This is a genomic window from Microbacterium sp. MAH-37, from assembly GCF_009758255.1.
Taxonomy (GTDB): Bacteria; Actinomycetota; Actinomycetes; order Actinomycetales; family Microbacteriaceae; genus Microbacterium.
Genome location: NZ_WSEN01000010.1, coordinates 514,894 through 538,910, shown reverse-complemented (window position 1 = coordinate 538,910; position 24,017 = coordinate 514,894). Strand labels below are relative to the sequence as shown.

Sequence of the window (24,017 nt, the reverse complement as noted above, 5' to 3'; positions counted from 1 at the left end):
GGGTGCGCTTCTCCCGTTCCGGTCTCACTCGTTGCGGGTGTCGGCACCCGTGGACCCACATCCGTTGAGACCGGAGCAGTGGGGGAGGCTACTCGCGCGACCAGTCGCCCGACTTGCCACCGGACTTCGCGAGCACCTGGATGTCGGTGATCACGGCGCGGTTGTCGACTGCCTTGATCATGTCGTAGAGGGTCAGCGCGGCGACGCTCGCGGCGGTGAGCGCCTCCATCTCCACTCCGGTCACGCCGTTCGTGACGGCGGTCGCGACGATGCGCACCCGGTCGCCGCCCGGCTCCAGGTCGACGGCGAGCTTCGTCAGCGGCAGCGGGTGGCACAGCGGGATGAGGTTCGAGGTCTGCTTCGCGCCCATGATGCCGGCCAGCCGGGCGGTGCCGAGCGCCTCGCCCTTGGGTAGGGTGCCGTCTGCGATCGCGGCGACCACCTCCGGGGTGGTGATGAGCACCGCCTGTGCCTTCGCCTCGCGGCGCGTCACGGCCTTCTCGGTCACGTCGACCATGTGGGCAGAGCCGTCGGCACGCAGGTGGGTGAGCTGGGGTCCAGTCTCAGTCATCGATCCTCCAGTAGTCGACCTCGGCGCCGGCGGGCAGGGAACCCACTCCTACAGGGAGGTGCACGAGCGCATTCGCCGTGGCGTACGCGTGCAGCAGGTGGGAGCTCGGGGCGCCGACCTCGACGCTACCGTCTGCGTGCACCGTGCCGCGCCGCACCTGGTGCCGGGCGGGCGGCGAGGTGACCGGATGCGCGAGCGCGCCGCGCTCGGTGCGGCGCTGCGCCGGCAGCCCGGCGAAGCCGCGCAGCAGCGGCCGCAGGAACAGCTCGAACGAGACGAGCGCCGACACAGGGTTCCCGGGGAACGCCAGCACCGGCATCCGCCGTCCGCTCGGCAGCACGGCGGTGCCGAGGCCCTGTGGGCCTCCCGGCTGCATCGCGACAGGGCCGAACTCCACGCCGAGCGGCGCGAGCGCGTCGCGCACGACCTCGAACGCACCGGCGCTGACGCCGCCCGTGGTCACGACCAGGTCGACGTCCGGATGCTGCTCGATGGCGTCCACGACGGCGGGGGCGTCGTCCGGCGCCGACGCGGTCACGGCGGTCGCGCCGGCGGCCATGACGGCGGCGGCCATCATCGCGGAGTTCGAGTCGTAGATCGCGCCGCTGTCGGCCACCGGATCGAGCCGGATGCCCGGCATCCGCAGTTCATGGCCGGTCGAGAGCACGAGCACGCGGACCGGGTTCTGCACGCGCACGAGCGGCACCCCGGCCGCCGCGAGCGACCCGAGCTGTGCCGGCCCGAGCCGGGTGCCTGCGGGCAGCAGCAGCGCACCCTCCCGGATGTCGGTGCCGACGGCCCGCACGAACGTGCCGGATTCGACGGGTGCGCGGAACGCGACGGTCGTGCCGGCCGGGGCGTCGTGCGTGCCCCCGCCGATGCCGACGAAGTGCGCGGGATCGCACTGCTCGATCGGCACCACGGCGTCGGCGCCGTCCGGCACCGCCGCGCCGGTCATGACAGGGGAGGCGGTTCCCGGAGCGATCGTGCCGACAGGATCGCCGGCGGCGCTGGTCGGGCCGACCGGGAGGCGCACGGGATTGTCGGCGGATGCCGCGGCGAGATCCACCGCGCGCACGGCGTAGCCGTCCATCTGCGAGTTCGCGAAGCGGGGGAGGGAGATCGGGGAGGTCACGTCCTCGGCGAGGATCCGGTCCAGAGGTGAGTTCTCGGCATCGACGGGCCAGACGCCGGAACGAGAAGGATCCGTCAGGCGCTCAGCGAGCGGCGCGAGCAGTTCCGCCGCCGCGGCGGCGTGCTCGAGGTGCGTGCGCACGGTCATCCGCCCGCGAACGGAGGCAGCACGTCGACGTTCGCCGAGATCGGCGAAGCGGGGTCGCGGCGCACGATGCCGTCGACGAGGAACGACCCGGAGCGCAGCACCTTCTCCATCGCTGCGCCGTAGCGCTCCTGCAGGGCGTCGCGCAGCGCGCCCACGGTCGCGCCGGAGCTGAGCTCGAGCTGCTCCTGCTCGCAGCCGGCCGCATCCGCCGCCGCCGCGAAGTACCGCACCGTCACCATCGCCATGTCTCCATCGTACCCGCGATGCGGAATCCGGCATCCGCGAAGTGGAAGTGAATATCCGCCTGGCGGACAGCGAAAGCGTAGACTCGGAACCATGTCTCCGCTCGTCGAGCCGGGTCCGCCGCTGGACTCCGACCGGGTCTCCCGATACAGCCGTCAGCTCATGCTGCCCGGGTTCGGCGAGGTCGCCCAGCGCCGGCTGCGCAACGCTCGCGTGCTGGTCATCGGAGCCGGCGGTCTCGGCAGCGCCGTTGTCCCGTCGCTCGCCGCGGCAGGTATCGGCACGATCGGCATCATCGACGATGACGACGTCGAGCTTTCCAACCTGCACCGTCAGCTCAGCCATGGCGTCGCCGACATCGGCCGTCCCAAGGTCGACTCGCTCGCCGAGACCGTCGCCGCGATCGATCCGGAGTGCCGAGTGAATCGGCATCCGGTGCGCGTGACCAGCGCGAACCTGCCCGAGATCCTCGCCGGTTACGACCTGTTGATCGACGGCAGCGACAACTTCCCGACGCGGTACCTCGCCAACGACGCCGCCGTGCTGGCGGGCGTGCCGCTGGTGTGGGGTGCGATCCTGCGGTTCCACGGCCAGGTCGGCGTCTCCTGGCACGGCCACGGCCCCACCTGGCGCGACCTTTTCCCGGCCCCGCCGCCCGCCGACGAAGCGCTGTCCTGCGAGCTTGGCGGCGTGCTGCCGACGCTCTGCCCGGCGATCGGGGCGTTCCTGGCCACCGAGGCCATCAAGCTCATCACCGGTGTCGGCGAACCGCTGATCGGCCGCGTGCTCGTCTACGACGCGCTCACCGCGCGCACCCGCGAGATCTCGTACGGCGTCTCCGACGAGACCCCGGAGGTCACCGAGCTGATCGACTACGACCTGTTCTGCGGCGTGGACGCCGATGACGACCTCGTCGCGGTCGCCGCCGCCGATCTGCTGCGCCGGATGCGCGCCGGCGAGCGGCTGCGCCTGCTCGACGTGCGCGAGCAGCACGAGGCCGACGCGCGCCGCATCGACGGCAGCATCCTGCTTCCCATCGGCGACCTGCGCAGCGGTTCGCTGCCGGATGCCGGTGACGAGACGCTCGTGGTCTACTGCGAGAAGGATCCGCGGTCGCGCAGCGCGGCCCGCATCCTGAACGAGCGCGGCTTCGACGACGTCGTGTACCTCGCCGGCGGCATCCAGGCCTTCGCAGCCGTCGGCGGCGAGACCGTATCCAGCATCCGGGAGGCGCTGTGAACTTCGACCTGATCTCCGAGACGCCCCTCGACGAGGTCGCGATCCGCACGGCCGTCGAGGCCGATGCCAGCGGTGCCGTGGTGATGTTCTGCGGCGTGGTGCGCGATCACGACGGCGGCAAGCCGGTGCGCTCGCTGGACTACCGCGCGCATCCGGATGCCGCGCGCTTCCTCGAGGCCTGCGTCACGCGGATCCGTGAGGAGACCGGCTTCGCGGTCGCCGCGTCGCACCGCGTGGGCGATCTGCGCATCGGCGACGTGGCGCTGTTCGCCGCGGCATCTGCTCCGCACCGCGCCGAGGCGTTCGACGCCTGCGAGCGTCTGGTCGAGATCATCAAGCACGAGGTGCCGATCTGGAAGCGCCAGCACTACGACGACGGCGTCTCGGAGTGGGTCGGGCTCTGAACAGCCTGTACAGCGTCGTGGGAGGATGACGGCGTGATCGAAGCGCTCGCCGAACTCCTGCCCATGGCCTTCGTGCTCGCGCTCAGCCCGCTTCCGATCATGGCGGTGATCCTGGCGCTCATGGCGCCGGCGGGACTGCGCGGCGGAATGGCGCTGGCGCTCGGCCGGCTGATCAGCCTGCTCGTCGCGGTTGCGCTGGCGGGTGTCGCGGCCGAGTACCTCGCTGAACTCTCCGGGAGCGGAGTCTGGGGCGCTGTCCTGCAGTTACTCCTGGGGGCCGGGCTCGTCATCGCGGCCTTCGTGAGCTGGTCGCGCCGCCCGCGCGACGGCTCGGCCTGCTTGCCCGCCTGGCTGGCGTCGATGACGCAGGCCACACCGGCGCGTGCCTTCGGGCTGGGCCTGCTCGTGACGGCGACGAATCCGAAGGATCTCGCGATCGCGATCGGTGCCGGGCTGACCATCGGTGCCACCATCGATGACATCCCGGGTGCCTTCGGTGCGGCGACCGTGTTCGCGCTGCTCGCGACGCTCACGGCGATTGCGCCCCTCGTCGCCTTCGTGATGCTGGGGGATCGTGCGGGCGATGTGCTCTCCGCGGCCCGCGACTGGCTGACGGCGAACCTGAAGCTCGTAGTGTCCGTGATCCTGCTGCTGATCGGTGTGCTGCTGATCAGCGATGGCCTCGCCTTCTTCGGCGACGGCATCTGAACGGCGGCGGTCAGCCGCCGATGTAGCTCATCTCGATGCGCTTGCGCTGCTCGCGCAGTTCAGGCGTGAGGCTGGAGCGGATCTCGGAGTAGCGGTCCTCGCGGCCGCCCCAGATCGACGCCATCGCCGCGGAGAGTTCTTCATCGGATGCTCCGCCGCGCAGCAGCGCGCGCAGGTCGTGGCCCTCCGAGGCGAACAGGCACGTGAACAGCCTGCCCTCGGTGGAGATGCGGGCACGGTTGCAGGTGCCGCAGAAGGCGTTGGTCACGCTGGAGATCAGGCCGATCTCGCCGGAGCCGTCGGCGTACCGCCAGCGCTTCGCGGTCTCGCCGTGCACGGCCTCACCGACCGGCTCGAGCGGGAACACCGCATTGATGCGCTCCACGACCTCCGATGACGGGACGACCTCGTCGAGCGACCAGCCGTTGGTGTTGCCGACGTCCATGTACTCGATGAAGCGCAGTGTGTAGGGCGTGCCCTTGAACCGGCGTGCCATGTCGATGATCTCGCCGTCGTTGAGTCCGCGCTTGACCACCATGTTCAGCCGGATCGGGCCGAGACCGGCCTCATGGGCGGCGTCGATGCCGTCCAGCACCCGGCTCACCGGGAAGCGGACGTCGTTCATCTTCTGGAACAGCTCGTCGTCGAGCGAGTCCACCGACACGGTGACCCGTGTGAGGCCGGCCGCCTTCAGCGCCGCGGCCTTCACAGCCAGTGCTGATCCATTCGTGGTCAGGGCGATGTCGAGCTTCTCGCCTTCCGATGTGCGCAGCTCGGCGAGCTGTCCGATGAGCTCCTCGATGCCGCGGCGCAGCAGTGGTTCGCCTCCGGTGAGGCGGATCTTGTGCACGCCGTGGGCCGCGGCGACCCGCGCGATCCGGGTGATCTCCTCGAAGGAGAGCAGTTCATTCCTATCGAGGAATGCGTAATCGCGACCGAATACCTCTTTCGGCATGCAGTACACGCAGCGGAAGTTGCACCGGTCGGTGACAGAGATCCGCAGGTCTCGCAGCGGGCGCCGGTACTTGTCTGTCAGCGCGATGGGCATGCCGGTGGACGGCAGCCTCACGGCACCGTCGGAACGGTCGTTGTGCGTGATCGACATCGGTCACCCCCTTACGGATCGCAACGGTAGCACCGGTTTCGGTGTGCCGGATGCCGGGGTGGCCGGATCATCTCCTGCCGATCGCCGCGTGCGCTCTGGTCGCAGTTCGCCTCGGTCTGGGCGGCCGCGATCGTTCAGGTTGCAGTTGGTCCCGCTGCGGCACCGGGATTCCGGGACCAAGTGCGACCTGGAGGGGACGGTGCGCGGATCAGGCCCGGCGCACCGACACATCGTCGGGATGCACGGTGAAGCGCAGCCGCACGCCGGGGGCGACCCCGGCGGCGACGGCCACGGTCGACGGGCAGTCCACGGCGATGCCGGGCTGCTCCGCGGTGCGGAGCCGCATGCCGCCGGGCAGCGGCTCGAGCGTCGCGACGGTACCCTCCCAGGTGTTCGCCGCGGTCGTCGCTGCGGCATCCGGCTGTTGGATCCGCACCGATCCCGGCGCGAATGCGATCGTCGCGGCAGCACCGACAGCCACGGCGTCGCCGGCGCCTCGCCACACGAGGTCGGAGCTCGGTGATGTCGGAGCGCTGGATGCGGGGCCGGTCCGGTCAGCGATTTCGGGCGCCGTGAGGTCGGGGCCCTCCCCGGTGGATCCCGCCCCGGCCGATACTGCGCCTGCCGGGGCCGCGCTGAGCACGGTGCCGTCTGCGGATCCGTACCCGGCCACGAGGTTCACCCCGGCCAGCGCGGCGACGAAAGCCGAACGTGGATGCCCGAGCACTTCGGCCGTCGGTCCCTGCTGCACGATCCGGCCGTCGTGCACGATCGCCGTCCGCGCCGCGAGAACGACCGCGTCGAGCGGGTCGTGGGTGACCAGGACGAGCGGGATGCCTGCGCTGTCGCGCTGCTCGGCCACCAGGCGGCGTGCCTGCGCGGCAGTCTCCACGTCGAGTGCGGCGAACGGCTCGTCCAGCAGCAGCGCGGCGGGCCGTGCCGCCAAGGCTCTCGCCAGAGCGACGCGCTGCTGCTGCCCACCGGACAGCTGCGCGGGGCGGTGCCCGGCGAGGTCGCCGAGCCCCACCCGATCGAGCCAGCTCGCCGCATCCGTCCGCGCCTCCGCGCGCGGCACCCCCTGCGCGCGCGGGCCGAACGCCACGTTCTCGAGCGCGGACAGATGCGGGAACAGCAGGGGTCGCTGCCCGAGCAGCCCGACACGGCGCTGCGCGGGCGCAACGCGCACAGCGCGACCGTCGCCGCCCCGACCGTCGAGCATCCGCCCGTCGAGGGCGACGTGCCCGTCGTCGATCTCCAGGTGTCCCGCGAGTGCGGCGAGCAGCGTCGACTTGCCGGAGCCGTTCGGCCCGAGGATCGCGAGGACCTCGCCCGGCCCGGCATCCAGAGCCATGTCGACCCGGAACGCGCCGACCCGCGCACGGAAGTCAGCCGACAGCGTCATCGTCGCCGCCCCGCTCGTCGAATGCACGTCCTGCTGCCGAGTGCACGGCGTGTTGACGTCGAAAGCCCGTGCGCTCGACAGGAAGCCGTGCGCTCGACGCCGCGCGTGCACTCCGAGTGGGACCCAGACACCTCACTCATCGCACCGCATCCGCTCGCCAGCCGCGCATCAGCACGAGCACTGCGATCGCCACCAGGATCAGCATCAGCGACAGCGCGATGGCCGTGTCCTCGCCGACACCCGCGCCGTTGAACGCGGTGTAGATCGCGAGCGGCATGGTGCGGGTCACGCCCGCGGCGTTGCCGGCGAACAGCGCGGTCGCGCCGAACTCCCCGAGCGCCCGGGCGAAGCACAGCACCGTCCCCGCGATGAGACCGGGCGCCACCAGTGGCAGCGTCACCCGGCGGAACACCGTGAACGGCCGCGCGCCGAGCGTTGCGGCGACCAGCTCGTGCGCGGTGCCGCCGGTGCGCAGCGACCCCTCGACCGAGATCACCAGGAACGGCATCGCCACGAAGGTCTGCGCGATCACCACGGCGGCGGTCGTGAACGGCACGCGGATGCCGACCTCGGCGAGCAGGTCTCCGAGCACGCTCTGCCGCCCGAGCAGAGCCAGCAGCGCGATGCCGCCGACCAGCGGCGGCAGCACCAGCGGCAGCGTGGTCAGCGTGCGCAGCACCGCGGCCAGCCAGGCGGGCGCGCGGGCGATGAGCATCGCGAGCGGCACTCCGAGCAGCAGGCACAGTGCGGTCGCGACCGATGCGGTGCCGAGCGACAGTCCGAGCGCCTGCAGCGCGGCATCCGACGTGATCGCGGCCGGCACACCGGCCCAGTCGAGCCTCGCCAGCAGGGCGACGAACGGCAGCACCAGCAGCGCCGTGCCCAGCGCCGCGGGGGCGATCAGCCAGGCGGGCAGTCGGGTGCCGGTCGCCGTGCTCACGGCGCCTCGAAGCCGAACTCCTCGAGCACCGCGCGGCCCTCCGGGCTGGTCACGAATGCCACGAACGCCGCCGCCGCGTCGGCGTTCGGCGCGTCCTTCAGCGCGGCGATCGGGTACACGTTGGTCGCGGCATCCGCACCGTCGATCGGGATGCCGGTGACGGCGTCGCCCGCGGCCTCGACGTCGGTCACATACACGAGCCCGGCATCCGCCTCGCCGCTGGCGACCTTCGTCAGCACCGCCGTGACGTTCTGCTCCTCGCTGGCCGGTGCCAGCGTCACGCCGGCGTTCTTCAGCAGCGTCTGCGACGCCGCGCCGCAGGGCACCTCGGGCGCGCACAGCACGACCGTGAGGCCCTTCGCCGTCAGCGACGCGAGATCTGTGATGCCCTTCGGGTTCCCCGGCGCCGTCGCGATCTGCATGACGTTCGCGGCGAAGTCCACAGGCTCCTCTGCGAGACCGGCATCCGTGACCTTCGCCATGTTCTTCTCGTCGGCCGAGGCGAACACGTCGGCGGGTGCCCCGCCGATCAGCTGGGTGGCGAGCACCGAGGACCCGTCGTAGCTGATCGGCTTGACGGTGACGCCAGGATGCGCGGCGGAGAACTCCTTCGCGAGCTCGTCGAAGGCGCCGGACAGGGATGCCGCGGCGTAGACGGTCAGGTCGCCGGAGAGCGAGTCCTCCGTCTGCGTGGCTGTCGGCTCGGCGACGGGGGAACCTGAGCAGCCTGCCAGCAGCAGGACGGCGGTCACGGCAGCGGCGAGGACGCCGGTTCGGTGCATGCTCACGGGTGGGTCTCCTTGGCGGTTGCTTCGATGATGACGGTGGTGGCCTTCACGATCGCGACGCCGCGGTCGCCGACCTCGAGGCGCAGATCGCGCGCGGCCTCGGCCGACATCAGCGACACCACGCGGAACGGCCCGCATTGCAGCTCGACCTGAGCCATCAGCCCCTCGATCTCGACCCGGGTGACGAGCCCGACGAACCGGTTGCGGGCGCTGAGCCGCCGGTCGCCGTCCTCGTTCGCCGCGCTGGCCAGCCACTGCGCATGGGCGGCCAGTTCGTCGCCCGGCACGACCTGGCGCCCGGCTTCGTCGTGTGACACGGTGAGCAGCCCGTCGCGCGCCCAGCGCCGGACGGTGTCATCGCTCACTCCGAGGAGAGTCGCCGCCTCAGCGATCCGAAAATGCGTCATGGGAGCGACTGTAGCGCCGCAAATGCGGAAGCGCAAAATGAAATACCGCGATGCGGTAAAGGACTTTCGAAATCGCTGGACGAAGCGGGAACCGGTTGTTATGCTCGTCAGGCCGCGACGCTCACGAATTGCGCCCGGCAAGAAGGAAAAACCTAGCGGTTCGACGTATATCTCGTGGAACGACCCGATCCGGGCCCGACCCGATAAGCCGTATCACTGCGACGACAGCAAGGGAGCTTTCCGTGCACAGCACCGCTATATCCGAATCCGCCACTCGGCCGACGCCGGCGGAGTATCTCGCCGAGGCGGTTCGCATAGCCGTCGACAACGTCCGCAACGAAGGCGGCCCGTTCGGGGCGATCGTCGTCTCCGCGGACGGACAGGTCTTCGAGGGCGTCAACCGGGTCACCGCGAACCTCGATCCGTCGGCGCACGCCGAGGTCACCGCCATACGGAACGCCTGCCAGGGTCTCGGCACGTTCGACCTCTCCGGCGCCACGCTCTACACGAGCTGCGAGCCCTGCCCGATGTGCCTCGCGACATCGCTGTGGGCTCGGCTCGACCGCGTGTACTTCGCGGCCAGCCGTGATGACGCGGCCGACGGCGGCTTCGACGACGCCGTGTTCTACCGCTACTTCGAGGGCGATGCGGCCGATCGCGTGATCCTGCCCGTCGCACAGGAGCCGCTGCCGGCAGAGGAGCGCGTCGCGCCCTTCACCGAGTGGAAGCTCACCACCACCCGCGTCGAGTACTGACGCGCGACCTCACCACCGCGTCGAGTACTGACGCGTAACCGAAACGTACTGACAACCCGGAGCCGATGATGTCTTCAGAACGCCCTGCTTCCACACGCCCATCCGCCCCCGACACGTCGTCGAATGCCGTCCCAGGCAACGACGCGACGGGACTCTTCACCCGCAGCGAGGAGGAGCTGCCGCCCCTGTCCACGGGGGCGACCACGACCGTCGAGGGAGAGCCGAAGAACGCCTTCGACCGCTTCTTCGAGATCACCCGCCGAGGCTCGACACTGGGCCGTGAGATCCGAGGCGGCATCGTCACGTTCGTGACGATGGCCTACATCGTCATCCTGAACCCGCTGATCCTCGGCGGCGTCGACGACGTCGCAGGGAACGCCCTCGACGCCGCGCAGATCGGCGCGGCGACCGGCCTCACCGCCGGTGTCATGACGATCCTGTTCGGCGTGATCGCGCGGTTGCCGTTCGCGCTCGCCGCCGGCCTCGGCATCAACTCCTTCCTGGCCGTGTCCGTCGTCGGACAGGTCACCTGGCAGGAGGCCATGGGCCTGGTCGTGATCAACGGCATCCTGATCGTGATCTTCGGTGCCACCGGCATCCGGACCGCGATCTTCAAGGCGGTGCCGCAGCCGCTGAAGGCGGCGATCACGGTCGGAATCGGCCTGTTCATCGCCTTCATCGGCTTCGTCGACTCCGGGTTCGTCACGCGCACACCGGGTGGCCCGCCGGTGCAGCTGGGTACCGACGGATCGATCACCTCCGTGCCGACGCTGATCTTCCTGCTCGGCCTGGTGCTGATCGGCATCCTCGTCGCGCGGAAGGTGCCCGGCGGCATCCTGATCGGCATCGTGGCCACCACCGTCGTGGCGCTCATCGCCCAGTCGGTGCTGAAGCTCGGTCCCTCGTTCGAGGACCCGAACGGCTGGCACATGACGATCCCCGAGCTGCCCAGCTCGTGGGTGACGATCCCCGACTTCGGACTGATCGGGCAGTTCGATCTGTTCGGCTCCTTCGGCCGCGTGGGCGTGCTGTCGGCGACGATGCTCGTGTTCACCCTGGTGTTCTCGAACTTCTTCGATGCCATGGGCACCATGACGGGGCTGGCCAAGAACGCCGGTCTCGCCTACAAGGACGGCACGTTCCCTCGTCTGCGCTCGGCGTTCGTCGTCGAGGGCTTCGGCGCCGTCGCCGGCGGTATGACCTCGACCTCGTCGAACACGGTCTACGTCGACAGCGCCTCCGGCATCGGCGAGGGAGCACGCTCCGGCGTTGCTTCGCTGGTGGTGGGTGTGCTGTTCCTGCTGTCGATGTTCCTCACGCCACTCACCCTGGTGGTGCCGATCGAGGTCGGCTCGGCGGCGCTGGTCGTGGTCGGTGCGATGATGATGGCGCAGATCCGCGAGATCAAGTTCGACAAGTTCGCGGTCGCTCTGCCCGCGTTCCTCACGATCGTGACGATGCCGCTGACCTACTCGATCGCCAACGGCATCGGCATCGGGTTCATCTCGTGGGCGCTGGTCAACGCGTTCTCAGGTCGAGCCCGCAAGGTGCACTGGCTGATGTGGGTGGTCGCGGCCGGCTTCGCCCTGTACTTCGTCCGCGGCCCCATCGAGGCGATGCTGGGGAGCTGACGCACGGAAAAAGAAGACCCGGTCCCCGAAAGGGACCGGGTCTTCTTTTGTGTGTATTCCTCGCGCGATGAGAAATGCGAATATCCCCCAACGGAATTCGCTGCGGGATATCCAGAAAGAATTCAGGCGGATGCCGCGGGCGCGGACTCCTCGATCAATTGCAGAATTCGCGCCGCGACGCTCACGGCGATCACGGCGGGCTGCTTTCCGGAGACCTCGGGAATGCCGATCGGGGTGGTGACGCGTTCCAGTTCCTCGGCGGAGTGCCCGGCCTCGCCGAGCTTCTTGCGGAACCGTGCCCACTTCGACGCCGATCCGATCAGGCCGATCGACGCCGGAGCATCCGATCTCAGCGCCTGATCGACGATCGCGAGGTCCTCGACGTGGTCGTGCGTCATGACCAGCACGTGCGCGCCTGCCGGGATGTCGGCGAGGGCAGCCTCCGGCACGGGGGAGTGGTGCACCTGCACCCGGGCCACGGCGCCGGTGCGCACCGGCTCGAGGCGCTCGGCATCCAGCATCTCCGCGCGGGAGTCGACCAGATGCAGGTCGAGCTCGTGCCGCGACAGGATGCGGGCGAGCTCGACGCCGACGTGTCCGAGACCGAACACGGCCACCGTCGGCACGACGCGGACCGGTTCCAGCATGATCGTGACCTCTCCTCCGCAGCACTGCACGCCGTACTCCGTCGTGGCCCTGTCGCTCAGCGTCAGCGTGAGCAGCTCGGGCTCGGCGGTGCCCGCGGCCAGCATGGCTCGGGCACGGTCGGCGGCGGTCGCCTCGAGGTTCCCGCCGCCGATCGTGCCGAACATCCGGTCCGGTGAGACGACCATCTTCGCGCCGCCGTTGCGAGGCGCGTGCCCGCGCACCATGGCGAGCGTGACGATCACCGCAGGGGTGCGCGCGTCACGCAGGTCGCGCAGCGCGTCGAGCCAGTCCATGGGTCGCTTCCTTCTCGCTCAGGTCGCAGAATCCGTCGTCACGCGCGAGTCAGAGCGACATCTTCCGCGACCTGGGCGCCGACGGAGGCGGCGGATGCCGCTGCGCGGGCAGCCTCAACGGCCCAGTAGACCGACTCCGGCGTCGCCGGAGAGGCCAGTTCGACGACGTGACCGGCGGGCCCGAAGGCCCCGACCGCCTGACGCAGCGCCTCGCGGGCGCTGAACGCCAGCATGAACGGCGGCTCGCCGACGGCCTTCGAGCCGTACACGGCGCCGTCCTCGCGGGCGTTCTCGAACAGGCGCACGTTGAACTCCTCGGGCATCTCGGAGAAGCTCGGCAGCTTGTACGTCGAGGCGGACTGGGTCTGCAGACGGCCGCGGTGCGGACCGTCCGTCTCGTCCCAGCGCAGGTCCTCGAGCGTGAGCCAGCCCATGCCCTGCACGTACGCTCCCTCGATCTGGCCGATGTCGAGCATCGGTGAGAGCGAGTCGCCCACGTCGTGCACGATGTCGACGCGACGGATGCGGTACGCACCGGTGAACCCGTCGATCTCGACCTCGGTGGCGGCCGCGCCGTAGGCGAAGTACTTGAACGGCGAACCCTGCATGATCTCGGGGTTCCAGTGCAGTCCTTCGGTGCGGTAGTACCCGGCGGCGAACAGCTGCACGCGCTGGAAGTACGCCTCCTTCGCGACCTGGGCGAACGTCAGCCGGTCGGGCTTGCCGAGCGCGGTCACGTATCCGCCGCCGAAGCGCACGTCGCGGCCGTCGACGCCGAGCAGGCGCCCGGCGACCGCGGACATTCGGTCGCGGATCTGCTCGCAGGCGTTCTTCACGGCCCCGCCGTTCAGGTCGGCACCCGAGGATGCCGCAGTGGCAGAGGTGTTCGGCACCTTGTCGGTGCGGGTCGGTGCGAGGCGCACCTGGTGCAGTTCGAGGCCGAGAGCGGTCGCGGCGACCTGCAGCATCTTCGTGTGCAGGCCCTGGCCCATCTCGGTGCCGCCGTGGTTGACCAGTACCGAGCCGTCCTTGTAGACGTGCACGAGGGCCCCGGCCTGGTTGAAGGCCGCGAAGTTGAACGAGATGCCGAACTTGATCGGCGTCATCGAGATCGCGCGCTTCACGTCGGGGTTCGCCGCGTTGAAAGCGTCGATCTCTGCGCGCCGCTCGGCGATCGTCGCCTCGCCGGCGAGCTGGTCCCAGATCGTCGGCATACGGTCGGCGTCCTTCACGACCTGCCCGTACGGCGTGCTCTGGCCCTGCCGGTAGAAGTTGCGGCGACGCAGCTCCAGCGGATCGATGCCGAGCGCCGGGGCGACCCGGCCCAGGATGTCCTCGATGAGGAACACGCCCTGCGGGCCGCCGAACCCGCGGTACGCGGTGTTCGACTGCTTGTTGGTCTTCGCGATCTGCCCGTAGGCGTGCACGTTCGGGATCCAGTAGGCGTTGTCGAGGTGGCACAGCGCGCGGCCGAGCACCGGCTCGGACAGGTCGATCGACCAGCCGCCGTCCGCCGTGAGCACGGTGTCCAGCGCCTGCAGCATCCCGTCCTCGTCGAGACCGACCTTCCACGTGATGTGGAACGGGTGCCGTTTGCCGGTCATCGTGAGGTCCTGCGTGCGGTTCAGGCGCACGCGCACCGGACGCCCGGTGAGCTTGGCGCCCAGCGCCGCGACCGCGGCGAAGCCGTGCGGCTGCATCTCCTTGCCGCCGAACCCGCCGCCCATGCGCAGGCACTGCACGGTGACCTCGTTGGCGTGGATGCCGAGCACGTGCGAGACCAGATCCTGCGTCTCCGACGGATGCTGCGTGGAGCACTGGATGAAGTACTGCCCCTCCGAGTCGCGCACGGCGAAGGACGCCTGCGTCTCGAGGTAGAAGTGCTCCTGACCGGCGAACTCCGTGACGCCTTCGAAGACGTGCGCCGCCGACGCGAGGGCGGATGCCGCGTCGCCGCGCTCCACCGTGCGCGGGGTGCCCATGAAGGACTGCGCCTCTATGGCGTCCTGCACCGTGATCAGCGACGGCAGCGGCTCGTAGTCGACCTTCACCCGCGCAGCACCCAGGCGCGCGGCCTCGGTGCTCTCGCCGAGCACCCACACCAGCGCGTGCCCGTAGAACATCGCCTCGCTGGGGAAGAGCGGCTCGTCGTTGCGGATGCCGGCGTCGTTCAGCCCGGGCACGTCGTCGGCGGTGAGCACGCGGACGACGCCGGGCACGTCGTAGGCGCCGGAGACGTCGATGGTCACGCGCGCGTGCGCGCTGGTGGACTGCACCGGCCAGGCCGTGAGCACACCGGCGGTCTGTTCGGCGACGTCGTCGGTGTACATCGCCGCTCCGGTGACGTGCAGCGCCGCACTCTCGTGCGCGTGGTGCTGTCCGACGACGGGGTGCTCGGGGCGGTCGGCGAGAGCGCTCATGCCGACACCTCCTTCGACTGGATGACGGTCTGGCTGTAGAACTTCAGGAGTGCGGAGCCCAGCATGTGCGCGCGGTAGTCGCTGCTGGCGCGGTGGTCGGACATCGGGGTGCCCTCGCCCTGCAGCACGGCGGATGCCGCCTTGACGGTGGTGATGTCCCACGGCCGCCCGATGAGGGCCTCCTCGGTGTCGCGGGCGCGCAGCGGCGTGGCGGCGACACCGCCCAGGCCGATCCGCGCGCCGGTCACGACGCCGTCCTCGACGTCGAGCGCGAAGCCGATCGCGACCGAGGAGATGTCGTCGAAGCGGCGCTTGGCGATCTTGTGGAAGGCGGTGTACTCGGCCAGCGGCAGCGGGATGCGCACGGCGGTGATCAGCTCGTCCTTCGCGCGCACCGACTGTCGGTAGCCGGTGAAGTACTCGGCGAGGTCGACCTCGCGTTGACCGTCGACGGATGCCAGCACGAGGCGCGCGCCCAGGGCCAGCAGCGCAGGCGGGGTGTCGCCGATCGGGGATCCGGTGCCGAGATTGCCGCCGAAGGTGCCGCGGTTGCGGATCAACCGGGAGGCGAACTGGGGGAACAGCTTCGCCAGCAGCGGGATGCGGCCGTCCAGCCGGCGCTCGACCTCGGACAGCGGCAGGGCCGCTCCGATCTCGACGTACTCGTCGGTCTCGGTGAGACCGCGCAGCTCCTCGAGCTGGTCGATCGCGACGACGAACGGGGCGCGGCTGCCGCGGATGTTCACCTCGACGCCCCAGTCGGTGGAGCCGGCGACGACGAGCGCGGTGGGCTCGTCGCGCAGCACCTGGAGTGCCTCGGCCAGGGTGGCGGGCCGGAGGAAACGGCTGCCGTCGACCACGGCGTCGGTCGCGACCGGCGCAGGGGCGGGGCCGGCGAGTCGCTGCTGCAGCGGGTCGTCCGCCTCGGGGGAACCCAGCGCGTACGCGGCATCCCGGATCGGGCGGTAGCCGGTGCAGCGGCACAGGTTGCCGCTCAAGGCGTGCAGGTCGAAGCCGTTCGGGCCGTGCTCGGCGTCGTGGGCGTCGTCGTGGACCGGGCAGGTCTCGTCAGCGGCCGCGCCACGGTCCGGCCGGTAGTACTCCGCCGCCATCGAGCAGGCGAAGCCGGGGGTGCAGTAGCCGCACTGCGAGCCGCCCGCCTCGGCGAGCTTCTCCTGCACGGGGTGCAGATCCTCGACGGTGCCGAGGCCCTCTGCGGTGACGATCTCCTGGCCGTCCAGCGCGTACACCGGCACGAGGCAGGCGTTCACCGGGGTCCAGGTGGTGCCGCCGGCGGCGTCCGGCGTCGCGAGCATCATCGCGCACGCTCCGCACTCGCCCTCGGCGCAGCCCTCCTTGCTTCCGGACAGGCCCGTGTCGCGCAGCCAGTCCAGCGCCGTCGCGTGCGTCGCGACCCCGTCGAGCGGGCGGCTGCGCCCGTTCACGGTCACGGCGGGAGCGGTGACAGCGATGTCAGTCATTCTGTGTCTCCTCAGGTCCTGCGCCGAAGCGCTCTGGCGGCACGTCCATGCGTGCCATCTGGAGATCCCGAGGTCCCGCTCCGGCGGGCTGATCAGACGGCGCGCGCGGATGCGGTGAGTCTACGCCGCTTCGGCGTAGCGGTGGCGGCCTCGGAATCGTGGGGATTCCGGGCCTGCTCAGGCGCCGTGTGCGTACCAGTTGCCCCAGGCGAAGGGGCGCTCGGAGGAGGGGGTGCAGGCGTCGATGTGCGGCATGACGTCCCCTCTCTTCTTCGAGTTTCCGGGATTCGGAAAGTCAGTTCTGACCAATGGACATCGTAAGCTCTGGCGGGCGCGGGGTCAAGATGGTAAACTTGAGTCGTCTTAACTCAACTTTGATAAGGAGTCTCCCCAGGAGGAACGGAATGACCAACCCCAGCCAGCAGCAGGAAGAGCAGCAGAGCGCGCTCGAGCAGTTCGGAATCAACCTCACCGATCGCGCCCGTCAGGGCAAGCTCGATCCGGTGATCGGCCGCGACGGCGAGATCCGTCGCGTGAGCCAGGTGCTCACCCGCCGTACCAAGAACAACCCCGTGCTCATCGGCGAGCCCGGCGTCGGCAAGACCGCCGTCGTCGAGGGGCTCGCCCAGCGCATCGTCGCCGGCGACGTCGCCGAGTCGCTCAAGGACAAGGAGCTGATCAGCCTCGACATCTCCGCCCTCGTCGCCGGTGCCATGTACCGCGGCCAGTTCGAGGAGCGTCTGAAGAGCGTGCTCAAGGAGATCACCGAGTCCGACGGCAAGGTCATCACCTTCATCGACGAGCTGCATGTGCTGATGGGCGCGGGCGGCGGTGAGGGATCGGTCGCGGCATCCAACATGCTCAAGCCCATGCTCGCCCGCGGCGAGCTGCGCATGATCGGGGCGACCACGCTCAACGAGTACCGCGAGTTCATCGAGAAGGATGCCGCTCTCGAGCGGCGCTTCCAGCAGGTCTACGTCGGTGAGCCGTCCGTCGAGGACACCATCGCGATCCTCCGAGGGCTGAAGGGGCGGTACGAGGCCCACCACGGAGTGACGATCGCCGACAGTGCGCTCGTCGCCGCCGCTGCGCTCTCGAACCGCTACCTGCCCAGCAGGCAGCTGCCCGACAAGGCCATCGACCTCATCGACGAGGCCATGTCGCGGCTGAAGATGGAGATCGACTCCTCGCCGGTCGAGATCGACGAGCTCAAGCGACAGGTCGACCGGATGAAGCTCGAGGAGCTCGCCCTGAAGAAGGAGAAGGACGACGCCTCGAAGGAGCGACTGGCCACGCTGCGCGAGCAGCTCGGCGACCTCGAGAAGGAGCTCGCCGTGCTGCAGGAGCGGTGGTCGCGCGAACGGCAGGGCCTGAATCGGGTGGGCGAGCTGAAGAAGCAGCTCGACGACGCGGTCACCCAGCGCGATCTCGCGATGCGCAACGCCGACTACACGAAGGCGTCCAAGCTCGAGTACGAGACCATCAAGCGCCTGGAGCGCGACATCGCCGAGGCCGAGGCTGCCGAGCAGGCCGTGTCGAGCGAGGGGCGCATGGTCAACGAGCAGGTCACCGACGAGGACATCGCCGGCGTCATCGCCGCGTGGACCGGCATCCCGGTCGGCCGGCTCATGCAGGGCGAGAGCGAGAAGCTGCTGCACCTCGAGAACGAGCTGGGCAGGCGGCTGATCGGGCAGAAGGATGCTGTTCGCGCCGTCTCCGACGCGGTTCGGCGCTCGCGCGCAGGCATCAGCGACCCCGGTCGCCCGACCGGATCGTTCCTGTTCCTCGGCCCCACCGGCGTCGGCAAGACCGAGCTGGCCAAGGCGCTCGCTGAGTTCCTCTTCGACGACGAGCACGCCATGGTGCGCATCGACATGTCGGAGTACGGCGAGAAGCACTCCGTCTCGCGGCTGGTCGGCGCCCCTCCGGGGTACGTCGGCTACGAGCAGGGCGGTCAGCTCACCGAGGCCGTACGGCGGCGTCCGTACAGCGTGGTGCTGCTCGACGAGGTCGAGAAGGCGCACCCCGAGGTGTTCGACGTGCTGCTGCAGGTGCTCGACGACGGGCGGCTCACCGACGGCCAGGGGCGCACGGTGGACTTCTCCAACGTCATCCTGATCCTGACGAGCAACATCGGCTCCCCGATCCTCATCGACCCGACGATGTCGACGGAGGTCAAGAGCGAGCAGGTGATGGCGCTGGTGCGGCAGTCGTTCCGCCCTGAGTTCCTGAACCGTCTCGACGACATCGTGATGTTCCAGGCGCTGTCGGAGGACGACCTCGCGCAGATCGTCTCGCTGTCGGTCGACCAGCTGCAGAAGCGGCTGCACGAGCGCCGTCTCTCGCTCGCCGTCACGCCGGATGCCCGGTCGTGGCTGGCAGAGCGCGGGTACGACCCGGTGTTCGGAGCGCGACCCCTGCGTCGCCTCATCCAGACCGAGGTGCAGAACCGCCTCGCGACAGCGCTGCTGTCTGGCAATGTGCACGACGGCGACACCGTGCGGGTGGACGTCGCAGCCGACGGGTCGGGTCTGGTACTCACCAGCGCCGCGGTCTGAACGGCCGCGCTCGACGAGAAGGGGCGGATGCGCGGCATCCGCCCCTTCTCTCATCTCCGGAACCGCTCGGCGATCCAGCCGGCGGCCACCGACGGGGCGTACCGCGGGTGCATCGTGCCGGAGTGGTGCGTCGGCCACCAGCGGGAGACGAGCGCGACGCCAGCGCGACGATACGCACCCAGCAGCCGCGTCGAGAGCGGTGCGGGCGCGACCTCGTCGAAGCGCGCGGCGTCGATACGCACCGGCGCACGGAAACCGGTGAGCCCGGCGACCTCGTTGGCACGGAACGATTCATCCAGCAACCGGAACAGCTCCTCGCCGGCGGGCCCACCGATCCGGGAGGGGGCGATCCCGCCCCATGACGTCGGTGCGGCGAGCTCCGTGAGGCACAGCCGGTCCAGGTCGGTCCACTGCGCCGCGGCGCGTGTGCTCAGTCCTTCGCCGGCGATGAGCCGCTCCATCCGCTCGTCGGTCACCGCAGCTCCGCGCAGCATGAGTGCGATGAGCGCCGAGACGACCCCGGAGCCCGGAAAGCGGCCTGGTACGCGGCGCGCTGCGCGGATGCTGAGGTCCATCCGGGTGACGGGAGCGAAGGCCGCGGTGCCGACCAGATGCGTCCCGGCATCCGGCTCCGCTGCGACGGAGGCGTGCAGCGCGGCGACCGCGCCCTCGGAGTGCCCGGCGGCGACCCAGGCGTCGCCGAGGCCGGCGTCGAACAGCTCTCTGGCGCGCATCATCCCGGTCATCGACGCGGCCAGCGACGATCCGATCAGGTAAGGGTGGATGCCGGGCCCTCCGATGCCCTCGTAGTCCGGGCGCAGCACCGCGATTCCCCGGACGACGAGGGCCGCGCACAGGGCGTCTCCCTGCGACATCCGCCGCCATTCGGGGTGCGAGGGCTCGCCGCCGCTGGGTGCCGAGCGCGGCGAACCGCCGGTGGTCATGTGTCCGTACACGACGACCGGATATCCGCGGCGCGGTGGGGCCGCGGCGGGGACGTGAAGCAGCCCGGTCTGCTGCTGCACCCTCCCGTCGATCCCCGTCGTGGGGAAGGAGACGACGCGGCCGCTCACCAGCGTCCTCTCGGCAGACGACGCCGCAGACCCGAGGGAAGGGTGCCGAGCCTCCGCCCGTCGTGGCGCTCCGCATCGTCGACGACGTCGGCGAAGAAGCGGGCGACGGGAACGAGCTGGGCGCGGTCGATGCGATCGATCGTGTCGGCGTCGTCGTAGAGATAGAGGGGCCCTGAGATCAGGCTGATCGTCGGCACCCCGCTGACGAACGTGAAGGAGGCGTCGGTGGGGATGCCCGAGGCGAGGAACTCCAGCGCGCCGGCGCCGAGCAGGCTCGTTCCGTGGAGGCCATGTCGGCGCACGGCGCGGCCGATGCGCCAGGTGAACGCCGGATTCACGTTCACGAAGATGCCGCGCGGCTCGGTCTCGCCGGTGGACGCGAAGCCGCCGTCATCGCCCTCCACCGCGCGCAGTCCGATGTGCTCGATCGTGGTGTTCAGCACGATGTTCCAGGGGGCATCAGATGACAGCACGTGCCGGGCCGCGAACTCGCGATGCGCCTGGTATCCGGTGAAGTGAGTGTCGAATGTGACGAACAGCAGCGTCTTCTCCCGTTGGACGCCCGCCGCTGCAGCCGCGCCGTAGTGCTCGGCGAGGGCGATCACCTCGGCCGTGCCGGAGGCGTCCTCGACGGCCCCAGGGCCGATCGAATCGTGGTGCGACTGGATCATCACAGCATCCGTCGACCTGCCGGGCAGCACGCCGATCACGGTGCGGGACACGACCTCCTCCCGGGCGATGTCGAGCGTCAGCCGGGCGCGAGCCCCGTCCTGCAGCAGGGTGCGCAGGCGGACCCCGTCGGCCCGGGTGACCCAGACGCCGGGCAGCGGGAACAGCGTCCTGCGGTAGTACTCGTTGTGGTAGTTCCGGGAGTCGGGGTAGTCCCGCAGTACGCCGATCACGCCGACCGCTCCCGCGGCCGCGGCATCCGTCATGGTGCGTGCGAGGGACGTGACGTAGGGGTTGCGGCTGCCGAGCACTTCTCGGCGCAGCACCCGGCGGCCGGGGTCGTGCAGGTAGAGGGTCAGCGGAAGCGAATGCGCGACTGTCATGTCGAAGGTGAGATCGAAGAGCACGATCGCCCCCCGCACGTCACGGCGGCCCACCCGGTCGGCGCCGATGTCGACCACGCGCGCCTCGACGCGATGTTCGGCGGCACCGGTCCATCCGTGCGCGGGGAGTGCGGAATGCAGGATCGGAGCGCAGCCGACGGACTCGCCGCCGACCTCGACGGCGCAGCGCTCCGCGCGCCAGGAGAAGGACGGAACCTCGAGCACCTCGGTCGACAGTCCCGCGGTGTCGAAGCGCTGCTGCACGTACGAGGCGGCGCGCTCGCCGCCGGGGGAGCCGGTGGCTCGGGGAGCCATCGAGACGAGGTCCTCGACGGTCGCGAGGATCTCCTCTTCGGTCATGCTCATGGCTCTGAGGCTAGAGAGAGCTCGAGAATCCAGATCTACGCACATCGAATCCTTCAGAACTGAGCTATCACTTCGTACGATTCGTCACATGGAACTCCTCAACGACGACGGGCCCCGGATGCTCGGCGAACTCGACCTCGCCATCGTGCACGCACTGCAGATCGATGCACGCGCGCCGTGGACGCGTGTCGCCGCGGCCGTCGGAGCGGATGCGGCCACCGTCGCCCGGCACTGGCAGACGCTGCGTGAGGAGTCTCTGGCCTGGCTCACCTCCTGGCCCACGCCCGAGCGATGGTCGTCGACGACCGATGTGGCCGTCGTGCTGCTGGACCCGCGCACCGCGCCGTCGGTGGTCGACGAGGTCGCCGCGCGCCCGTGGGTGCTCAGCGTCGACGAGACCTCGGCGGGCTGTCTCGCACTCGTCGCGGGTGCGGGCGGTCTTCTCCTGCTCGGCGAGCGCGTACGCGAGATCGCCGCGCTCGGTGCCAGGGTGCGGCGGATGGATGTCGCCGCGGCCGTCACCGCGGAGGACTCCGGCTGGCGGCTGCGCGTGCTCTCCCGTCAGCAGCAACGGGTCCTGCGCGACCCGAGTCGCCCGGACGAGGCCCGACCGCCGCGGCCGGAGGTCGTCGCCGAACTGGCCGAGGTGCTCGACGAGGACCCCCGCATGCCCGCCTCGGCCGTCGCCGCGGCGGTCGGCGTCTCCGAGGCGACGGCGAGACGCACCGTCGATCGCGCGGTGTTCGCGGGGCTGCTGCGGCTGGGCTGCGACTTCGCGATGCCGTGGGCCGGGCACCGTCGTGGAGCGGTGCTCTGGGCGCGATCGTCGGATGCGGGGAGCGCGGCCATGCTCGCCGCACGTCTGCCCGAGGCGCATCGCGTCGGCGTCGTCGTCGGCCGTGCCCCGCTCTTCGTCTGCGTGCGTGCGCGCTCGCTGACGGACCTGCAGCGGATCGAGGAGGCGTGGGGGAGCGACGTCGACATCGTCGATCGGTGGACCGTCCTGCGCAGCGTCAAGCGCAACGGCCACCTGCTCGACGCGCAGGGGCGGACGGCGGGCCGCGTCCCGCTGAGGTGGTGACGGCCGGCCGGCTCAGGCCGCGCGCAGACGCGCGTCGAGGCGGTAACGGGAGAGTGGCACCAGACTGATCGCGCACAGTGCCGCCGGTATCACCGAGACGCCGAGCACGATCGCCCACTGCGCGGAGTCCGACTGGACGACCTCGGTGCCGGTGGAGGCCACGTAGCCGCCGATGCTGAGGACCAGGCCGAGCAGCGCAGGGCCCAGGGCGTAGCCGAGCAACTCGAATCCCGACCACACCCCCGAGATCATGCCGATCCGGTTCATGCCGCTCCGCCGTGCGTCCTCGGCGGCGAGGTCGGGCAGCATCGCCAGCGGGAACAGCTGCGCACCGGCGTATCCGACACCGACGACACCCGCGGCGATCAGCATCGGCGTGGCGTCGCCGCCACGAGCACTGAGCAGAGCCAGCAGCCCCGCGGTCATGACGACGGTCGCCGCCGCGAATCCGCCCTTCTTGCCGATCCGCCGTCCGAGCGCCGACCAGAGCGGCGTGAGCACCACCGCCGGTGCCACGAAGCAGACGAACGCGATCGTCGCGACGGCTGGGTCGTGCACGACGTGCCGCGCCACGTAGACCACTCCGCCGAGCACCATCCCGATCGCGACGGCCTGCAGCACGAACGAGACGATGAGCGTGCGGGCGTCGCGGTCGCGGAGCACGATGACGAGCTGTCCGAACAGCCGGCCGCCGGCGTCCTCGGTGCGGGTGAGCGGCACCCTGCGCGTTCCCCACCACACGCCGGCGGTGCCGATCAGGATCAGCGCTGCCATCGCTCCGGCCATGATCCGATAGCCGGCGACGCCGCCGAAGGTCTCGACGAGGGCGGGCGCCGTCGCTCCGGAGACCAGGATCGCGAGAGTGAACACGATCACCCGCCAGCTGATCAGCCGGGTGCGCTCTGCGTAGTCGTCGGTGATCTCGGCCGACATCGCGAGATACGGGACCTGGAAGAACGCGTACACGGTGGCGGAGGCGAGGAAGAGGATGAGCACCCAGAGAGCTGCCGCGACCGGTGGCGCCGTGGGGCCGAAGAACATCGCGAGGAACGAGAGGGCGAGCAGGACTCCGGCCCGCAGGATGAACGGCCGTCGGCGGTCGTGCGGATGCCGGGAGCGATCGCTGAGCCGTCCGGCGAGCGGGTTGAGGAAGAAGTCCCAGGCCTTCGGCGCGAACACGATCATGCCGGCGATCGCCGCCTCCACGCCGAGGAGGTCGGTGAGGAACGGCATGAGGATGAGGCCGGGCACCGTCCCGTAGGTGCCCGAGGCGATGCCTCCGAGGGCGTAGCCGGCCCGGGTGCGACGGGAGAGGGCGATCATAGGGCCGATGCTAGGGGCGGCCGCTCATGTCAGTCGCAGAGATGAGGCCGATCCGTCAGCCGGCGCGCGCGGACGTGCGGCATCCGTCGTGTGCGCGAGACGCAACGCGTTGAATTAGATTCCGAACTGCGGAATCAAGCATCCGTTATTCGGAAGAAATCATTGACGCGCGGAAAGTGCCCGTGGTAGATCTTTATGAGCCTCCGACGAGGGAGGCCCCTGGATCAGCAGACAGGGACTAACTGAG

Annotated in this window: 21 protein-coding genes; 7 read left to right on the top strand and 14 right to left on the bottom strand. The window is 70.2% G+C overall.

Features of this window, described 5'->3' with window-relative positions:
* Window positions 1-88 precede the first annotated feature (88 nt).
* Genes moaC through GON06_RS16700 form a run of 3 tightly spaced genes read right to left on the bottom strand, consistent with a single transcriptional unit; the run spans window position 89 to window position 2,098 of the window.
* On the bottom strand, window positions 89-571 hold the full coding sequence (gene moaC, locus GON06_RS16710) for a cyclic pyranopterin monophosphate synthase MoaC (RefSeq protein WP_157313441.1): 483 nt from the start codon (window positions 569-571) through the stop codon (window positions 89-91).
* Window positions 564-1,853 (bottom strand): molybdopterin molybdotransferase MoeA, encoded by a 1,290-nt coding sequence (locus GON06_RS16705; RefSeq protein WP_157313440.1) that lies wholly within the window; start codon window positions 1,851-1,853, stop codon window positions 564-566. The genes moaC and GON06_RS16705 overlap by 8 nt, the downstream gene beginning before the upstream one ends.
* Window positions 1,850-2,098 carry a MoaD/ThiS family protein gene (locus tag GON06_RS16700; protein WP_157313439.1) on the bottom strand — a complete coding sequence of 83 codons (249 nt, stop codon included), beginning with the start codon at window positions 2,096-2,098 and terminating at the stop codon, window positions 1,850-1,852. Before GON06_RS16700 ends, GON06_RS16705 begins: the two co-directional genes overlap by 4 nt.
* A gap of 91 nt (window positions 2,099-2,189) precedes the next feature.
* Here GON06_RS16700 and GON06_RS16695 point away from each other — a divergent pair, with 91 nt between their 5' ends.
* Genes GON06_RS16695 through GON06_RS16685 form a run of 3 tightly spaced genes read left to right on the top strand, consistent with a single transcriptional unit; the run spans window position 2,190 to window position 4,447 of the window.
* On the top strand, window positions 2,190-3,335 hold the full coding sequence (locus tag GON06_RS16695) for a ThiF family adenylyltransferase (RefSeq protein WP_157313438.1): 1,146 nt from the start codon (window positions 2,190-2,192) through the stop codon (window positions 3,333-3,335).
* Window positions 3,332-3,739: a molybdenum cofactor biosynthesis protein MoaE gene (locus GON06_RS16690; protein WP_332837656.1), complete on the top strand. Its 408-nt coding sequence runs from the start codon at window positions 3,332-3,334 to the stop codon at window positions 3,737-3,739. Before GON06_RS16695 ends, GON06_RS16690 begins: the two co-directional genes overlap by 4 nt.
* A 33-nt stretch (window positions 3,740-3,772) precedes the next feature.
* The gene (locus GON06_RS16685) at window positions 3,773-4,447 is read left to right on the top strand and encodes a GAP family protein (protein WP_157313437.1); all 675 of its coding nucleotides are present in this window, start codon (window positions 3,773-3,775) and stop codon (window positions 4,445-4,447) included.
* 10 nt (window positions 4,448-4,457) lie between these two features.
* On the opposite strand, the gene moaA is transcribed toward GON06_RS16685, so the two are convergent.
* The 5 genes from moaA to GON06_RS16660 form a co-directional block, all read right to left on the bottom strand.
* Window positions 4,458-5,552, bottom strand: a complete 1,095-nt coding sequence (gene moaA, locus GON06_RS16680; protein ID WP_157313436.1) for a GTP 3',8-cyclase MoaA — start codon at window positions 5,550-5,552, stop codon at window positions 4,458-4,460.
* Window positions 5,553-5,760: 208 nt separating this feature from the next.
* A complete protein-coding gene (locus tag GON06_RS16675; protein WP_157313435.1) occupies window positions 5,761-6,954 on the bottom strand; it encodes an ABC transporter ATP-binding protein in 1,194 nt (397 codons plus the stop codon).
* Window positions 6,955-7,090: 136 nt separating this feature from the next.
* The gene (locus tag GON06_RS16670) at window positions 7,091-7,894 is read right to left on the bottom strand and encodes an ABC transporter permease (RefSeq protein WP_332837655.1); all 804 of its coding nucleotides are present in this window, start codon (window positions 7,892-7,894) and stop codon (window positions 7,091-7,093) included.
* On the bottom strand, window positions 7,891-8,676 hold the full coding sequence (gene modA / locus GON06_RS16665) for a molybdate ABC transporter substrate-binding protein (protein ID WP_157313807.1): 786 nt from the start codon (window positions 8,674-8,676) through the stop codon (window positions 7,891-7,893). The genes GON06_RS16670 and modA overlap by 4 nt, the downstream gene beginning before the upstream one ends.
* Before the next feature lie 2 nt (window positions 8,677-8,678).
* A complete protein-coding gene (locus GON06_RS16660) occupies window positions 8,679-9,089 on the bottom strand; it encodes a TOBE domain-containing protein (RefSeq protein ID WP_157313434.1) in 411 nt (136 codons plus the stop codon).
* Window positions 9,090-9,331: 242 nt separating this feature from the next.
* Between GON06_RS16660 and GON06_RS16655 the strand changes: the two genes are divergently transcribed.
* Together GON06_RS16655 and GON06_RS16650 are read left to right on the top strand one after the other, a co-directional pair.
* Complete coding sequence (locus GON06_RS16655; RefSeq protein WP_332837654.1) at window positions 9,332-9,844, top strand: nucleoside deaminase; 513 nt, start codon at window positions 9,332-9,334, stop codon at window positions 9,842-9,844.
* A 68-nt stretch (window positions 9,845-9,912) separates the two neighbouring features.
* Complete coding sequence (locus tag GON06_RS16650; RefSeq protein WP_157313432.1) at window positions 9,913-11,475, top strand: NCS2 family permease; 1,563 nt, start codon at window positions 9,913-9,915, stop codon at window positions 11,473-11,475.
* Between the two features lie 122 nt (window positions 11,476-11,597).
* Here the strand turns inward: GON06_RS16650 and xdhC are convergent, their stop codons facing one another.
* From xdhC to GON06_RS16635, 3 genes are read right to left on the bottom strand one after another with little or no spacing between them, the layout of a single operon-like run.
* Window positions 11,598-12,416, bottom strand: coding sequence for a xanthine dehydrogenase accessory protein XdhC (gene xdhC / locus GON06_RS16645; RefSeq protein WP_157313431.1), 819 nt, complete (start codon window positions 12,414-12,416; stop codon window positions 11,598-11,600).
* 38 nt (window positions 12,417-12,454) lie between these two features.
* Window positions 12,455-14,836 carry a xanthine dehydrogenase molybdopterin binding subunit gene (xdhB, locus tag GON06_RS16640; RefSeq protein ID WP_157313430.1) on the bottom strand — a complete coding sequence of 794 codons (2,382 nt, stop codon included), beginning with the start codon at window positions 14,834-14,836 and terminating at the stop codon, window positions 12,455-12,457.
* The gene (locus GON06_RS16635; protein WP_157313429.1) at window positions 14,833-16,317 is read right to left on the bottom strand and encodes a xanthine dehydrogenase small subunit; all 1,485 of its coding nucleotides are present in this window, start codon (window positions 16,315-16,317) and stop codon (window positions 14,833-14,835) included. The genes xdhB and GON06_RS16635 overlap by 4 nt, the downstream gene beginning before the upstream one ends.
* Before the next feature lie 404 nt (window positions 16,318-16,721).
* Between GON06_RS16635 and GON06_RS16630 the strand changes: the two genes are divergently transcribed.
* Window positions 16,722-18,875, top strand: coding sequence for an ATP-dependent Clp protease ATP-binding subunit (locus GON06_RS16630; protein ID WP_157313428.1), 2,154 nt, complete (start codon window positions 16,722-16,724; stop codon window positions 18,873-18,875).
* Window positions 18,876-18,925: 50 nt separating this feature from the next.
* On the opposite strand, the gene GON06_RS16625 is transcribed toward GON06_RS16630, so the two are convergent.
* Together GON06_RS16625 and GON06_RS16620 are read right to left on the bottom strand one after the other, a co-directional pair.
* Window positions 18,926-19,948: a lipase family protein gene (locus tag GON06_RS16625; RefSeq protein WP_157313427.1), complete on the bottom strand. Its 1,023-nt coding sequence runs from the start codon at window positions 19,946-19,948 to the stop codon at window positions 18,926-18,928.
* Window positions 19,945-21,366 carry a M28 family peptidase gene (locus tag GON06_RS16620; protein WP_198346740.1) on the bottom strand — a complete coding sequence of 474 codons (1,422 nt, stop codon included), beginning with the start codon at window positions 21,364-21,366 and terminating at the stop codon, window positions 19,945-19,947. Before GON06_RS16620 ends, GON06_RS16625 begins: the two co-directional genes overlap by 4 nt.
* Window positions 21,367-21,454: 88 nt before the next feature.
* On the opposite strand from GON06_RS16620, the gene GON06_RS16615 reads away from it, so the two are divergent.
* Window positions 21,455-22,447: an AsnC family transcriptional regulator gene (locus tag GON06_RS16615; protein WP_198346739.1), complete on the top strand. Its 993-nt coding sequence runs from the start codon at window positions 21,455-21,457 to the stop codon at window positions 22,445-22,447.
* Between the two features lie 12 nt (window positions 22,448-22,459).
* Here GON06_RS16615 and GON06_RS16610 read toward each other — a convergent pair whose 3' ends face one another.
* Window positions 22,460-23,770: an MFS transporter gene (locus tag GON06_RS16610; protein ID WP_157313424.1), complete on the bottom strand. Its 1,311-nt coding sequence runs from the start codon at window positions 23,768-23,770 to the stop codon at window positions 22,460-22,462.
* Window positions 23,771-24,017: the final 247 nt, after the last annotated feature.

Bases quoted from the DNA above. Each gene is read 5' to 3' on its own strand.
- moaC (WP_157313441.1), bottom strand. From the start codon at position 571: ATGACTGAGACTGGACCCCAGCTCACCCACCTGCGTGCCGACGGCTCT.
- GON06_RS16705 (WP_157313440.1), bottom strand. From the start codon at position 1,853: ATGACCGTGCGCACGCACCTCGAGCACGCCGCCGCGGCGGCGGAACTG.
- GON06_RS16700 (WP_157313439.1), bottom strand. From the start codon at position 2,098: ATGGCGATGGTGACGGTGCGGTACTTCGCGGCGGCGGCGGATGCGGCC.
- GON06_RS16695 (WP_157313438.1), top strand. From the start codon at position 2,190: ATGTCTCCGCTCGTCGAGCCGGGTCCGCCGCTGGACTCCGACCGGGTC.
- moaA (WP_157313436.1), bottom strand. From the start codon at position 5,552: ATGTCGATCACGCACAACGACCGTTCCGACGGTGCCGTGAGGCTGCCG.
- GON06_RS16675 (WP_157313435.1), bottom strand. From the start codon at position 6,954: ATGACGCTGTCGGCTGACTTCCGTGCGCGGGTCGGCGCGTTCCGGGTC.
- modA (WP_157313807.1), bottom strand. From the start codon at position 8,676: ATGCACCGAACCGGCGTCCTCGCCGCTGCCGTGACCGCCGTCCTGCTG.
- GON06_RS16660 (WP_157313434.1), bottom strand. From the start codon at position 9,089: ATGACGCATTTTCGGATCGCTGAGGCGGCGACTCTCCTCGGAGTGAGC.
- GON06_RS16650 (WP_157313432.1), top strand. From the start codon at position 9,913: ATGTCTTCAGAACGCCCTGCTTCCACACGCCCATCCGCCCCCGACACG.
- xdhC (WP_157313431.1), bottom strand. From the start codon at position 12,416: ATGGACTGGCTCGACGCGCTGCGCGACCTGCGTGACGCGCGCACCCCT.
- xdhB (WP_157313430.1), bottom strand. From the start codon at position 14,836: ATGAGCGCTCTCGCCGACCGCCCCGAGCACCCCGTCGTCGGACAGCAC.
- GON06_RS16635 (WP_157313429.1), bottom strand. From the start codon at position 16,317: ATGACTGACATCGCTGTCACCGCTCCCGCCGTGACCGTGAACGGGCGC.
- GON06_RS16630 (WP_157313428.1), top strand. From the start codon at position 16,722: ATGACCAACCCCAGCCAGCAGCAGGAAGAGCAGCAGAGCGCGCTCGAG.
- GON06_RS16620 (WP_198346740.1), bottom strand. From the start codon at position 21,366: ATGAGCATGACCGAAGAGGAGATCCTCGCGACCGTCGAGGACCTCGTC.
- GON06_RS16615 (WP_198346739.1), top strand. From the start codon at position 21,455: ATGGAACTCCTCAACGACGACGGGCCCCGGATGCTCGGCGAACTCGAC.
- GON06_RS16610 (WP_157313424.1), bottom strand. From the start codon at position 23,770: ATGATCGCCCTCTCCCGTCGCACCCGGGCCGGCTACGCCCTCGGAGGC.